Source organism: Gammaproteobacteria bacterium (genome assembly GCA_011682695.1).
Lineage (GTDB): Bacteria > Actinomycetota > Acidimicrobiia > Spongiisociales > UBA4744 > BMS3Bbin01.
Genome location: JAACED010000002.1, coordinates 54438 through 68183, shown reverse-complemented (window position 1 = coordinate 68183; position 13746 = coordinate 54438). Strand labels below are relative to the sequence as shown.

Below are 13746 nucleotides of genomic sequence, written 5' to 3'. Positions count from 1 at the left end.
GAGAAACTGCTCGCTTCGCTTGCTGGGGGGAGAAACTGCTCGCTTCGCTTGCTGGGGGGAGAAACTGCTCGCTTCGCTTGCTGGGGGGAGAAACGCTCTTCCCCGTGGCTCACTCGTGCTGGGGGAATCCCAGATCGACGCCTCGATGGATCGGATCCGGCCAGCGGCTGATGAGCACCTTCGAGCGGGTGTAGAAACGCACACCGTCGGGACCGTAGATCGAGTGGTCTCCGAAGAGGGACTGTTTCCAGCCACCAAAGGAATAGAAGGCCAGGGGAACCGGGATCGGGACGTTGATGCCCACCATCCCGACGAGGATCTCGTGCTGGAACTTGCGGGCTGCTCCACCGTCGTTGGTGAACAGCGCCGTGCCGTTGCCCCACTGATTGTCGTTGACCATTCGGATGGCGTCCTCGTAGCTGTCGGTGTGCACCACGCCCAGTACCGGACCGAAGATCTCGTCGCGGTAGATGGTCATGTCGGGTGTGACGTTGTCAAACAGGGTGGGTCCGAAGAAGTAGCCGCCTTCGCAACCCTCGACCAGGAGGCCGCGGCCGTCGACAACCAGATCCGCTCCTTCGTCGACGCCTGTGTCGACGTACCCGGCAACCCTGTCCCGGTGCTCTCTCGTAATCAGAGGACCGAGTTCCGAGCCGACGTCGAGTCCGGGACCGATCACGAGGCGGGCAATTCTCTCCTCGATCTTCGGCAGGAGCCTTTCGGCGGCATCCCCGACGGTCACGATGACCGAGATCGCCATGCACCGTTCCCCGGCAGAGCCGTAGCCGGCCGATACGGCAGAGTCCGCCGCCAAGTCCATGTCCGCGTCCGGCAGCACGATCATGTGGTTCTTGGCGCCCGCGAGCGCCTGGACTCGCTTGCCTGCGCGCGTTGCGGTTTCGTAGATGTATCGGGCGACAGGTGTCGAACCCACGAAACTGATCGCTGCAATGTCGGGATGCTCGAGCAATCGGTCCACTGCCACCTTGTCGCCGTGCAACACGTTGAACACGCCGTCGGGCAGGCCGGCGTCTGCGAACCATTCGGCGGCGAGCATCGACGCGGAAGGATCTTTCTCGGATGGCTTGAGAACAAAGGTGTTCCCGGTGGCGATGGCGATGGGGAACATCCACATCGGAACCATCGCAGGGAAGTTGAAAGGAGTAATGCCCGCAACGACGCCGAGTGGCTGACGCACGGTCCACGTGTCCACGCCCGTCGACACGTTCTCCGAATACTCACTCTTCAACAGATGAGCGATGTTGCAGGCGAACTCGACCACTTCGAGACCACGGTTGACCTCGCCGAGGGCATCGGGCAGCGTCTTGCCGTGCTCGAAGGTCACGGCGCGCGCCATGTCCTGCTTGTGCCGGTTCACCAGCTCCCGGTACGCGAAGAGAATCTTCTGGCGCCTGGAGAGCGACGTCTCGCGCCAGCCCGGATAGGCGCGCGCTGCGCCGGCGACCGCCCGGTCGACATCCTCGACGGTCGCGAAAGCAACCTGCGCCGATAGCTCGCCGGTCGCGGGGTTGTAGACCGGTCCACGGCGGTTTGACGCAGTTTCATATGGCCGGTTGTCGATCCAGTGGGTGATCGTGTTCACGTGCAACTCCTGCAGGTTGGTCTCCCTATCTGATGGCCGCCCGCACCGTGTTGACGATGCGATCGACTGACGGTATCGCGAGGTCCTCCAGACAGTCGGTTGCCGGCAAGGGGATGTGTGGTGTCGTGATCCTGATGATCGGTCCGTCGAGATCCCAGAAGATCTCTTCTGCAACGATCGATGCGACTTCGGCGCCCCAGCCGACCAGCCGAGGGTTTTCCTCGACGGTCACCAGTCGCGACGTCTTGGTGACGGAACCGAGGACCGTCGTGGTGTCCAGTGGCACCAAGGAACGCAGGTCGATCACCTCCGCCGAGATCTGTTCTTCCGCCAGGAGATCTGCCGCGGTGAGCGCCTTGGGGACCATGGCGGCGAGAGCGACAATGGTCACGTCGGAGCCCGAGCGAAGGATCCGTGCGGTCCCGAGCGTGTCGACCAGCTCGCCGTCGGGGACGTCGCCTTTCGTCGCGAAGAGCGCCTTGTGTTCGAAGAAGATCACAGGATCGGGGTCGCGGATCGCAGCAGCGAGCAGCCCGACGACGTCGGCCGGACTCGAGGGGGCCACGACCTTGAGTCCTGGGACCGCCATCGCCCAGTTCTCCAGGCTCTGGGAGTGCTGGCCGCCGAATCGGGCGCCACCTCCGTTGGCGGTGCGGATGACGAGCGGAAGAGATACCTGTCCTCCGGTCATGTATCGGGTTTTGGCGATCTGGTTGGCAACGATGTCCCAGCACGTTGCCAGGAAGTCGCTGAACATCAGCTCGCCGACCGGACGGAGCCCGTTCATGGCGGCACCCATGATCATGCCGGTGATCGCTTCCTCCGAGATCGGAGTATCCCGTACGCGTTCGGGCCCGAACCGATCGAACAGGCCGGCGGTGGTCTTGAACACGCCGCCCGCCTTGGCGACATCTTCGCCGATGAGCACCACGGAGGCGTCTCTCTCCATTTCCTGTGCAAGGCCTCGTGCGACTGCGTCTCGATAGCTCAGTTGCGCCATGAGGAACCTCCATCTGCCCAGACATCGGTCAGCAGTACATCGGGGGAGGGGACCGGCGTTCGCTTGGCGAGCTCCGTCGCATTGTCGACCTCGTTGGTGGCCGCCTGCTCGATTCGATCGAGCCGGCCGGTATTGATGCCGCGCTTTTCGAGGAGCGTGCGATAGGTGACGATCGGGTCTCTGGCCATCCACGCCTGGACCTCTTCCTCCGGTCGGTACTTGCCGGGATCGGCACGAGAGTGACCTCCGTGCCGGTACGTCTTGGCCTCGATGAGCGCCGGGCCTTCGCCGCTCCGGGCCCGCGTGATCGCAGCGAGCGCCGTGGCGTAGACCGCTTCGACATCGTTGCCGTCCACGATCGTGCCCTCGAGACCGTACGCGGGGGCACGATCCGCAGCCGGGTTCGGCACAGCGGTGACATCGGCGATCGGCGTGTATTCCATGTAGAGGTTGTTCTCGCAGACGAATACCACGGGCAGCTTCCAGACCGAGGCGATATTGAGCGCCTCGTGAAAGGCACCGATGTTGGTTGTCCCGTCGCCGAAGAAACACACGGAGACCTGAGAGGTACCGCGCACCTTGGCTGCCCAGGCCGCCCCGGCAGCGATCGGGAGGTGGGCGCCGACGATTGCGTACGAGCCCATGGCGCCGACAGACACATCGGTCAGGTGCATGGAACCACCCTTGCCGTCGCAGATGCCGTTTGCCCGGCCGAGCAGTTCGCCCATGAGTGCGCTCATCGGAGCGCCGCGCAGCAGCGTGTGGTTGTGGCCGCGGTACGTGCAATAGGTCATGTCGCCGGCCTGCATCGCCTGGGCGAACCCGGCGGCGACCGCCTCCTGTCCGAGGCCGAGATGCGTGGTTCCCTTGACGAGGCCCTGCAGGAACAGGTCATAGGCCCGCTTTTCGAAATATCGGGCGCGCACCATGGCCGTGTAGAGGCTGAGTTGAGTGGTCGCTTCGATGGCGATGTCATCTTGCGGAGGTGTATCCATGCGTTCCTCTCAGAGAATGAAGACGGTATCCAACGCTCGGTGCATGCCCGAGCACGGTAGTGCCTCGACCGGCAACCTTTGCGGTGTTCTGCCGGCCAGGGACGCCGCTCGCTGCGTTCTCCGCCTCGACGCACCTGAACGCGCCTTCGTTGTGCGGCCTTGCCATCGACGCTCCTGCCTCGGCATCGACACCACGAACGTCACCGGCCGAGGCACGGGCGCGGCGAACGATGCATTGGCCTGGCGCGTGCCGCATCGGGCCCGGGTCCGCTGCCGGGCTTTCCCAGGAAACGGAAGCCAGGAGGTTTCGGTTGACGGGGATGCAGGTGAGTCCGTATGCTCTCATTTAATCGATTATCGAAGATAGAGGATTCGATACCGAAATGCACGTAGGCCGCGGAATGCAGAGCCGACACGCTCGGGAGGGGTCGTGGACAAGTTTCTGATCTCTTCTTTCAATGGCATCACGCTCGCCGCCCTTTACTTCATCGTGGCGAGTGGCTTCAGCCTCATCTTCGGTGTCATGCGCATCGTCAATCTGGCCCACGGTTCGCTCTATCTCGCCGGCGCCTACCTGGGTTGGGAGGTCGGCGACGCCACCGGCAACTGGTGGCTGGGGCTCATCGTCGGGGCGTTCGCAATGATGCTGCTGGGCATCCTTTTGCAGGTGGGGATCTTCAGTTGGATGCAGGGGGAGGATCTTCGACAGGCGATGATCACCATTGGAATCTCGATCGTCATCGCCGACCAGATGCTCGCTCGCTACGGAGGATTCGCCTACCAGTTCCCGTACCCCGACTTCCTCAGAGGCGCCACGCTGATCCCCCTCCTCGCAATTCGCTATCCCACCTATCGGCTCTTCCTGGTCGTGATCGCCACCGTGCTCGGCGTGCTCCTGTGGCTTCTCCTGTCCAAAACCAAGCTCGGCATGACGATTCGAGCAGGTATCGACGACCGGGACATGCTTTCGGCCCTCGGTGTCAACGTCGCCCGGGTGTTCGTCGTCGTATTCGCCCTCGGAGCATTCCTGGCAGGCTTCGCCGGGGTGATCGGGGGGACGGCGTTCTCCATCATTCCCGGAGAAGATGCCCGGTTCCTCGTGGCGTCGCTGGTCGTGGTCATCGTCGGCGGCATGGGCAGCCTCGGTGGCGCAGCAGTGGGCGCCCTGTTGGTGGGCATGGCCAGCCAGTACAGCCTGGCGTACATCTCCACCTACGCGCCTCTGGTCACGTTTGCGCTGATGACCCTCGTCCTGGCACTTCGGCCGCGGGGCCTGTTCGGCCGGGAAGCACGAGAGGGGTTCTAGCCAGATCATGGATCGGATCGTTGCCGCGCTGAAGGACTGGAGAGTCGCCGTCGGAGCGGTTCTGGCGGTGTTCCTGGTCCTGCTCCCGGTGCTCGTGTCCGAGTTCTGGGTGACGGAGATCGCCAGCAAGTCGCTGTGGATGGGCATCATCGCATTAAGTCTGATCTTCCTCGTCAAGTTCGGCGGGATGATCTCCTTCGCCCAGCTGGCCACTGCGGGGCTCGCCGGCTACGCGGTGGCGTACGTCGGTTTCCACGAGACGGGTAGCTGGCTGCTCGGGGTCGTCCTCGGGGTCCTGGTTGCGACGCTCGCCGGGGCGCTGTTCGGACTCATCTCCGTGCGCACCGAGGGGATCTATCTGCTGATGATCACTCTCGCCCTGGGGATGCTGGTGTTCTTCTTCGCGAACCAGAACTGTGAGATCTTCAACTGTCATCGGGGCATCGGTCCCGTGCCGCCTCCGAAGATCGGGCCACTCGACCTGCAGTCCCCGAACTCCTTCTACTACTTCTCACTGGTCATCGCCGCTTTCGTGTATGCACTCGTGCGCTACGTGGGCCGGGCGCCGTTCGGTCTGGCCTTGCAGGGGATACGGGACAACCCTCGGCGGATGCGCTCGCTCGGGTACTGGGTGGGTCTGCACAAGGTGCTGGCGTTCGGCTTCGCAGGTTTCATCGCCGGGCTGGGTGGCATCCTGATGGTTTGGCACCGGGTCAACATGTCCCCATCGGTGGTCGACCTGACGCGCAACATCGACATTCTGATCGTTGCGGTCGTTGGAGGCATCGCGTACGCAGAGGGGGCATTCCTCGGTGCGGTCTTCTTCAACGTGGCAGATACGTTCACGGCCGAGTTCTTCACCCGTGAACGGTTCAACACAATCATCGGGCTGGTCTTTGTCGCGTTGCTGATCCTCTCGCCCAACGGGCTGTTGGGGATTCCTGCCCGTGTTCGCCGAGCGCTGCGACGTACCCCGCTCAAGGGGGAGGCCGTGCTTTCGGAGGGAGAGGAGACCGTGGAATCAGAGCTTTCATAACTGCGAAGACATAAGCGGGACAACACCAAGGGAAGACCGTGACGGGACGACCCGAAGGAGGGAGAGTCGGATGAGTCAGAACTGGAGAAGATCGTGGGCAGTGCTAGCCCTGTTCCTCGCGTTGGCGCTGATTGCCACCGCCTGTGGCGGAGGCACCACCGAGACAACGGCTGCGGCACCGTCTGCGGATGCAACGACCACAAGTACCACGGCGGCTGCCGCGTCGGGTGGTGAGGTCATCAGGCTGGGTGTACTTGCCACGCTGGAAGGGCCTTTCGTCGAACCCGGCAAGGATGGCATCCGGGGTGTCTACATGGCGCTGGCCGAATTCGGTGGCGACAGTGAGGGCAAAGGCGCGGTCGTTGCCGGTCACCCGATCGAGGTGTTCGTTGAGAGCACCGACGCCACAGCCGAGGTGGCTCGTGACAAAGCTCGCAAGCTGTTCGAAGAAGACAACGTGGACATCATCATCGGACCACTGTCCGGCGATGAGGGGATCAACCTGGCTCGCTACATGCAAGGCGTACCGGACAAGACGATGTTGAACGGTACCTCTGCAGCGCAGGACACGACGATGGATCCGGAGATCCGCTCGAGGAACTTCTTCCGCTGGGGCACCGACGGTGTCCAGTGGCAGGCGGGTCTCGGGAGTTATGCCTACAACGAAAAGGGTTATCGCAAGATGGTGACCCTCGGCGAGGACTACTCGTTCCCCTACAGCCAGGTCGAGGGCTTCATGATCGAGTTCTGTCGGGAGGGTGGCACCGTGGCAAAGAAGCTGTGGACCCCGCTCGGTGAGACGGACTACAGCTCGATCATCGCCGAGATCCAGGGCATTTCCGATCTCGACGCCGTGTATGTCGCCTTGGGTGGCAACGACGCCATCAACTTCCTGACGCAGATGCTGGACTTCGGTCTGGATCTGCCTCTCGTTGGTGGTTCGATCACCGTCGACCAGTCGATCCTCGGAGCGAAGGCTCCCCGGATCCGAGAGGTCGTGATCGGTACGCCGGCGGCAGGTCCCATCGCCGACGATATCCAGGACCAGGTCTACGTGGACTGGGTCAAGGCATATCAGACGCTCTGGGAGGAAGGCAAGGACTACCCGCTGACCGGGATTCGGTTCCCGCTGCCGTCGCTGTTCGCACATGGCTACTTCGTGGATGCCAAGGCGGCCCTGCTGGCACTCGAAGAGGTCGGCGGAGACTTGTCGGGTGGGCAGGAGGCCTTCCGTGAGGCGCTGCGCAACCTCGAGTACGAGTCTCCGACCGGTATGGTCAGCGTGGATCACAACCAGAACGCGATCGCGAACGAGTACGTGACCGAGGTCACCGAACGTGCCGATGGCGTGCTGTACAACAAGCTGGTCAAGGTCGCCGAGCAGGTGAACCAGACGCTTGGAGAGCCCGAGGACTTCTTCTTCCCGAACGGGACCTACCAGGGTCCATCTCGAGAGTACCCAAGCTGTCCGTGATCGATAAGGCGAGCCCAGAAGCGAACGTCCCCGCCCTGCAACTGCAGGGCGTGGGGCGTCGCTTCGGCGCGCTGCAAGCCGTACGAGACGTAACGATGGAGATCGCTGAAGGAGAGCGGCGCGCGATCCTCGGTCCGAACGGGGCAGGCAAGACGACGCTCTTCAACGTGATCGCAGGGGACTACCTGCCCACGTCGGGCGACGTCTACCTCTTTGGCAAGAAGATCACCGACCTGCCGGCGCACAAGCGGACGCGAATGGGTCTGGCCCGCACCTACCAGACGTCGCTGCTCTTCGGTGGGCTGAGCGTTCGCGACAACATTTTCCTCGGTGTCCGAGGCGTCAAACCGAGGCGGCTCAGCTTCCGGCGGCCGACCAGGAACGATCGCGACCATGCAGCGGTGGAACAACTGGCCGAGTCGGTCGGGTTGACATCCGAACTCGATACGGGTGTCGTCTCACTGTCGCATGGACAACAGCGCCAGTTGGAGATCGCCATGGCCTTGTCATCGTCTCCCCGATTGCTCCTGCTCGACGAGCCTGCGGCAGGGTTGTCTCCGAGTGAGCGCGCCGACCTGTTGGCCCTTCTGGGAGGATTACCGGGGACGATCACCGTGATTCTCATCGAGCACGACATGGATGTGGCGCTGCAAGCCGCCGACTGGGTGACGGTGATGCACAACGGGTCCATTTTCGCCGAGGGCGATCCGGACGAGATCCAGGACAACCAAGTCGTCCTGGACATCTACCTAGGAGCCCGCGGACATGAGTGAGGCACTGCTCCAGATCAAGTCGCTCAATGCCTACTACGGGCGCAGCCATGTGCTGCAGGATGTCGACCTGACGGTAGGCGATGAGCCGATCTCGCTGATCGGGCGAAACGGCATGGGAAAGACAACGCTCTGCAACGCGATCATGGGACTCGTTCCGGCGGCCTCGGGCAGTATCGTGTTCGACGGCGCCGAGTTGACCAACCGAAAGACCCACTGGATTGCCGCTCAGGGCCTCGGGTATGTGCCGCAGGGCCGGAGGCTGTTCCCTTCCCTCACCGTGGCGGAGCACTTGAGACTCGTAGAGAGGAAAGGCAGTGCCAACGCTTGGGACATCGATCGTGTGTACGAGCTGTTCCCACCCCTGGCGGATCGCCGGGCGTTCGGTGCTTCGCTGCTGTCCGGCGGTGAGCAGCAGATGCTGGCCATCGCACGAGCGCTGTTGCTCCATCCCCGGTTGTTGGTGATGGACGAGCCATCGGAAGGCCTGGCACCGGTCATCGTCGATCAGCTCGTCGAGATTCTGCAAGGGTTGAAGGAGCACGGAATCGGGTTGCTCCTCATCGAACAGAACCTGGGTGTCGCGACGAGCGTCTCGGACCGTCTTGCAGTGATGGTTGGTGGAAGGATTGCACTCGAAACAACCTCCGAACGGATGCTCGCCGATCGCGACGCGCAGCGCCAGTACCTGGGTGTCAGCCCGCACGGAGAAAAGCAGGAACACGAGGATTGACAATGGCAACAGTCGTATTGCTTGGAACACTGGATACGAAGGCAACCGAGTACGCCTTCTTGAAAGACAGGATCGCCGAGGCGAACTGTGACGTCGTCGTGATCAACGCAGGAGTCCTGGGCGACCCTGAGTACCCAACCGACTACTCGCGTGCCGACGTGGCAGCCGCCGCCGGAGTGGATCTCGAAGATTTGGTGAATGCCGGCGACAGGGGAGCGGCAGTCGAGGCCATGGCGCGAGGCGCCGCCGTGATCGTCCAGGACCTGCATCAGAAAGGTCGGCTCAACGGGATTCTCGGCCTCGGGGGATCGGGCGGTTCATCGCTGATCAGCTATTCGATGCGCCTGCTTCCGATTGGTGTGCCGAAGCTGCTGGTCTCAACGATGGCATCGGGCGATACCCGCCCATACGTCGGCACGGCCGATATCGCCATGATGTACTCGGTGGTCGACATCGCGGGCATCAACGAGATCTCGGCGAGGATCTTGGGGAATGCAGCCGCGGGCATCGCAGGCATGGCGAAAGCCCACGAGGCCTATGTTCCCGCGGATACGGGGAGGCCGCTCGTTGGAGCAACCATGTTCGGGGTGACGACGGCGTCGGTGACAGCGGCTCGCGAGTGGCTGGAGGATCACGGCTACGAGGTTCTGGTCTTCCATGCCACAGGGACCGGGGGGCAGTCTATGGAAGCGCTCATGGAGAGCGGCTACATCACCGCATCCCTGGATATCACGACCACCGAACTCGTCGACGAGCTGGTCGGTGGCGTGCTCTCGGCCGGACCGGACCGACTCGAAATGGCCGGCCGGCTCGGCATACCGCAAGTCGTTTCCCTCGGCGCGCTCGACATGTGCAACTTCGGACCGATCAGCACGGTTCCGGACAAGTACAAGGATCGCAACCTCTATGTGCACAACCCTACGGTCACATTGATGCGGACGACTCCGGAAGAGTGTGCACAGCTGGGACGCACGATCGCGGCCAAGCTGAACGAGGCCAAAGGCCCGCTGACGGTGTTCATTCCCCTCAAGGGCGTATCGGCGATCGCCACGGAGGGGGGCGTGTTCTATGACCCGGACGCCGACGAGGCGCTGATCAGGGAACTGAAGGCTCACCTGGACCCGTCGGTCGAGGTGATCGAGATGGACACCGACGTGAACGACCCGGAGTTCGCCACTGCCATGGCGCGACGCCTCGACGAGCACTATCGAGCCTGGGCGGCATCACGCCCGCAAGCCTGACAAGGAGACAGGGGAGGACGACCATGACCATGACGGGACAAGAGGCGCTGGCGAAGTTGCGCAAGACGCTCGACGACGGTGGCGTGATCATCGGAGCGGGAGCCGGCACCGGTATCTCGGCGAAGTGCGCCGAGGCAGGTGGGACGGATCTCATCATCATCTACAACTCCGGTCGGTATCGCATGGCGGGGAGAGGGTCGCTCGCCGGGCTCATGCCGTACGGCGACGCCAACGCGATCGTGATCGACATGGCCAGCGAGGTCCTGCCGATCGTAAAGCACACGCCGGTCCTGGCGGGAGTGTGCGGCACCGATCCATTCCGGCTGATGGACAAGTTCCTGGACTTGGTGGATGAGACGGGTTTCGCCGGTGTACAGAACTTCCCGACGGTCGGGCTGATCGACGGAACATTCCGCAAGAACCTCGAAGAGACCGGGATGGGCTATGACCTCGAGGTCGAGATGATCCGCCTGGCCCACGAGAAGGGCCTGCTGACGACCCCTTATGTGTTCGACGAGGACTCGGCCCAGGCGATGGCAGAGGCGGGAGCGGACGTCGTCGTGGCCCACATGGGGCTGACCACGAAGGGCTCGATAGGCGCCGAGACCGCCCTGACGATCGAGGGAGCGGCCGAACGCGTGCAACGGATCCGCGACGCAGCGGTCGCGGTGAGAGACGACATCATCGTCCTGTGTCACGGAGGCCCGATCGCGGAGCCGGAGGATGCCGCGTATGTCCTCACCAACACGACCGGTGTTGCAGGATTCTTTGGTGCATCCAGCATGGAGCGTCTGCCCACGGAGATCGCCATGACCGCAAACATGAAGAGGTTCAAGAGTATCAGTCGCTAGGAAACCGGCGCCGATCAACAAAGGAGGCAACATGGCGGACGAGAGCAAGATCATCAAGCAGTTCCTGGGCGATGAGGACTTCCCGATCGACTGGGACAACGAGGGGGAGAAGGGCCTCTTCTGGGTCTACGACGACCTGCACTGCCCGCAGCCGCTGTCGCCGATGTACTTCGACATCGGAGGATGGTGGCTGACCTGTGACCACATGTTCCGCAGGTTCGGCACCCCCTTCGCTTCGGACTGGATCGCCAAGAACGTCAACGGGTATCTCTACACCGCGGCGGTACCGGCCGATCCGGACTTCAAGGTCGAATCGATGGAGTACTCCAACGTCTACTACCCGCGGGTCCCCAAGGACGATCCGGAGTACGCGTCCAAGATCGGCGCCTATCTGGGCGCGGTCCTGCCGACGTATGGACAGAACTTTGCGGACTGGTGGCGGGACCGGTTGGTGCCGGAGATGCGCAGGAACTTCGACTATCTGGAGGATCGCATCGATCGCTGGGAGGAGATCCCGCTCATGGAGTGGGCGACCATCCTCGAAGATGCGATGGACATCCACGATCGTCACTGGAAGATCCACTGGATGCTGAACTTTGCTCAGCTCTCGGCGACGCTCAATCTTCAGGCCGTCATGGAAGAAGTGCGGGGCGAGGCCGATCCGGTGCTCTTGGGCCGGCTGCAGAACTCTGCCGAGGACCGCAACTGGGACTCGATCGGCGCCCTGTGGAAGATGAAAGAGGAGATCAAGGGCGACGCCGAGCTATCGGAGATGTTCTCCAGGGACACCGGTACCGAGGTGCTCGAGGCCCTCGAGGCTTCCGAGCGGGGCCAGAAGTTCATTGCAGAGCGGCTCAAGCCGTATCAGCGCGAGTTCGGCTGGCACGCCGTGTGGAGTCACGAGTTCATCTTCGCCACCCGGTTCGAGAGGGCCCAGCCGGTGCTCGAAGTCATCAAGGGATACCTCGAGACGGACTATGACTACCCGTCCACTGTGAAGCACCTCGCGGAGGACATCGCCGCGGCCTCGGCCGAGATCCTCGAGGGTCTCGAAGGCGAGGCGCTCGAGAAGATGAAGGCTGCCAACGAGATCAACCTGAAGATGGCTCCGCTGACACCGGATCACCACTTCTATATCGACCAGGGCAGCAACGCCCACTTGCGGTTGGTTCTCGTGTGCATCGGCCGCCATCTGGTAAAGATGGGGGTCCTCGACGAAGCAGACGACGTGATCTACCTGAAGTACAACGAGCTGCGGTACTTCCTGGGCGATCCGGAGAACTTCGATGCACGCAGCATCGTTGCCACACGCAAGGCGGAGCGAGAGGCTGCCTACACGGTTCGGCCGAAGGACTGGATCGGCACGGCGACCGAGTCTCAGCTCGAGTTCCCCTACCTGGGCCTCTGGGGATTCCCGGATCGGCTCTACATGGAACAGCCGGAGGCCGAGGATCAGATCGCGGGTCTGGCCGCATCGCCCGGCGTGTACCAGGGGACCGCCAAGGTGGTGCTCAGCGTCGACGAGTTCGACTTGGTCAACAAGGGCGACATCCTGGTTTGCCAGATGACCAACCCCGCCTGGGTTACCCTGTTCACAAAGATCAGCGGCCTGGTGACCGACGCGGGAGGTCTCACGTCACACCCGGCTGTACTCGCCCGTGAGTTTGGCATCCCGGCCGTGATCGGGACCTCGGTGGCGACGGAGAAGATCAGAACGGGAGACCGCCTTCGGGTCAACGGTTCGACTGGCGTCGTGGAGATCCTCGCCGAGGGGGACAAGGAGGGAGACGTTATCGGGTCTGACCTATTCAAGACATGAGCGGTCCAACCGGGCATCGTTCGGATCCCGTGGAGCGCAACGTACTGAGTGCGCAGGTGAAGGACCGGATCTTGCAGCAGATCCTCGAGGGCGAGCTGGCACCCGGGTCTCGTATCGTCGAGACCCGGATCGCCCGCGAACTCGGAACGAGCCAGGCCCCGGTGCGCGAGGCGCTCCGGGACCTGGCGACGCTCGGTCTCGTCGATATGGAGCCCTATCGCGGTGCTCGTGTCCGGCGACCGACGAAAGTCGAGCTCGTGGAGGCGATGGAGGTGCGCGCAGAGTTGGAGGCGCTCGCCGCCAGGCAGGCCTGCAAGCGCATCGATGACGGTGTGCTGGCAGATCTTCGAGGGCTGATCGACGAGATGCAGGGCTTCGCCGACGCCGGGGACGCCCATGCCCATGCGTTGAACAACACCGAATTCCACGCGACCGTGGTGCGAGCATCCGGCAACAAGACCCTGGAACGGATATGGTCGATGCTGGAGCCGTACGCCCGCACCTACGTCACCGCCATGGCCCCCGGAACCGACCTGACATGGCTCACGCAGCGTCATGCCGGCATCGTCGAAGCGCTCGAAGCTCGAGATCCGGAGAGAGCGGGTGAGGCCATGCGGGTCCATGCCCGTGAAGCCCAGGAGCTGATCCTGTCCATGGACGAATCGATGTTCGGTAAGAAGACCTCCGGCGCCAGGGAGGATGATTGAGTCCGACGAGTGGAGACACCCGGCACCGCCTGCGCAAGCCGTGCGCACGCTGAGCGGTCTCGTCGTCTCGGCCGTCCGCATCGCTCCGTCGATGAGCGACGCCCCGACGTCGCCGTCGGGGGCCTTGGGTCCGGAGAGGCCGACCGGTCTCGGTGGAGTGCTCACAACCGTTTGAGAAGAAGAGAGAAACGATGCGGTCATCACCGATGCG

13 protein-coding genes are annotated in these 13746 nt (G+C 63.0%); 10 read left to right on the top strand and 3 right to left on the bottom strand.

All coding sequences use genetic code 11. The annotated features are described in order from the left end of the window. Window positions 1-109: 109 nt before the first annotated feature. From mmsA to GWP04_00795, 3 genes are read right to left on the bottom strand one after another with little or no spacing between them, the layout of a single operon-like run. Window positions 110-1609, bottom strand: coding sequence for a CoA-acylating methylmalonate-semialdehyde dehydrogenase (mmsA, locus tag GWP04_00805; protein ID NIA24087.1), 1500 nt, complete (start codon window positions 1607-1609; stop codon window positions 110-112). 19 nt (window positions 1610-1628) lie between these two features. Beyond that, entirely contained in the window at window positions 1629-2603 is a 975-nt protein-coding gene (locus GWP04_00800) for an alpha-ketoacid dehydrogenase subunit beta (protein NIA24086.1), read from the bottom strand. Then, entirely contained in the window at window positions 2591-3598 is a 1008-nt protein-coding gene (locus tag GWP04_00795) for a pyruvate dehydrogenase (acetyl-transferring) E1 component subunit alpha (GenBank protein NIA24085.1), read from the bottom strand. Before GWP04_00795 ends, GWP04_00800 begins: the two co-directional genes overlap by 13 nt. Before the next feature lie 430 nt (window positions 3599-4028). On the opposite strand from GWP04_00795, the gene GWP04_00790 reads away from it, so the two are divergent. From GWP04_00790 to GWP04_00745, 10 genes are all read left to right on the top strand, one after another. Beyond that, the gene (locus tag GWP04_00790) at window positions 4029-4904 is read left to right on the top strand and encodes a branched-chain amino acid ABC transporter permease (protein ID NIA24084.1); all 876 of its coding nucleotides are present in this window, start codon (window positions 4029-4031) and stop codon (window positions 4902-4904) included. Between the two features lie 7 nt (window positions 4905-4911). Continuing rightward, window positions 4912-5940, top strand: a complete 1029-nt coding sequence (locus GWP04_00785) for a branched-chain amino acid ABC transporter permease (GenBank protein NIA24083.1) — start codon at window positions 4912-4914, stop codon at window positions 5938-5940. Between the two features lie 70 nt (window positions 5941-6010). Continuing rightward, window positions 6011-7414 (top strand): ABC transporter substrate-binding protein, encoded by a 1404-nt coding sequence (locus GWP04_00780; protein ID NIA24082.1) that lies wholly within the window; start codon window positions 6011-6013, stop codon window positions 7412-7414. 95 nt (window positions 7415-7509) lie between these two features. Further along, window positions 7510-8187 carry an ATP-binding cassette domain-containing protein gene (locus tag GWP04_00775; GenBank protein NIA24081.1) on the top strand — a complete coding sequence of 226 codons (678 nt, stop codon included), beginning with the start codon at window positions 7510-7512 and terminating at the stop codon, window positions 8185-8187. Continuing rightward, window positions 8180-8917, top strand: a complete 738-nt coding sequence (locus GWP04_00770) for an ATP-binding cassette domain-containing protein (protein NIA24080.1) — start codon at window positions 8180-8182, stop codon at window positions 8915-8917. The genes GWP04_00775 and GWP04_00770 overlap by 8 nt, the downstream gene beginning before the upstream one ends. 2 nt (window positions 8918-8919) lie before the next feature. Beyond that, window positions 8920-10158 (top strand): UPF0261 family protein, encoded by a 1239-nt coding sequence (locus GWP04_00765; protein ID NIA24079.1) that lies wholly within the window; start codon window positions 8920-8922, stop codon window positions 10156-10158. Window positions 10159-10187: 29 nt separating this feature from the next. Further along, window positions 10188-11009 (top strand): phosphoenolpyruvate hydrolase family protein, encoded by an 822-nt coding sequence (locus tag GWP04_00760; GenBank protein NIA24078.1) that lies wholly within the window; start codon window positions 10188-10190, stop codon window positions 11007-11009. Between the two features lie 31 nt (window positions 11010-11040). Next, window positions 11041-12828, top strand: coding sequence for a PEP-utilizing protein (locus GWP04_00755; protein NIA24077.1), 1788 nt, complete (start codon window positions 11041-11043; stop codon window positions 12826-12828). Continuing rightward, the gene (locus tag GWP04_00750) at window positions 12825-13535 is read left to right on the top strand and encodes an FCD domain-containing protein (GenBank protein NIA24076.1); all 711 of its coding nucleotides are present in this window, start codon (window positions 12825-12827) and stop codon (window positions 13533-13535) included. The genes GWP04_00755 and GWP04_00750 overlap by 4 nt, the downstream gene beginning before the upstream one ends. After that, window positions 13528-13710, top strand: a complete 183-nt coding sequence (locus GWP04_00745; protein ID NIA24075.1) for a hypothetical protein — start codon at window positions 13528-13530, stop codon at window positions 13708-13710. Before GWP04_00750 ends, GWP04_00745 begins: the two co-directional genes overlap by 8 nt. Window positions 13711-13746: the final 36 nt, after the last annotated feature.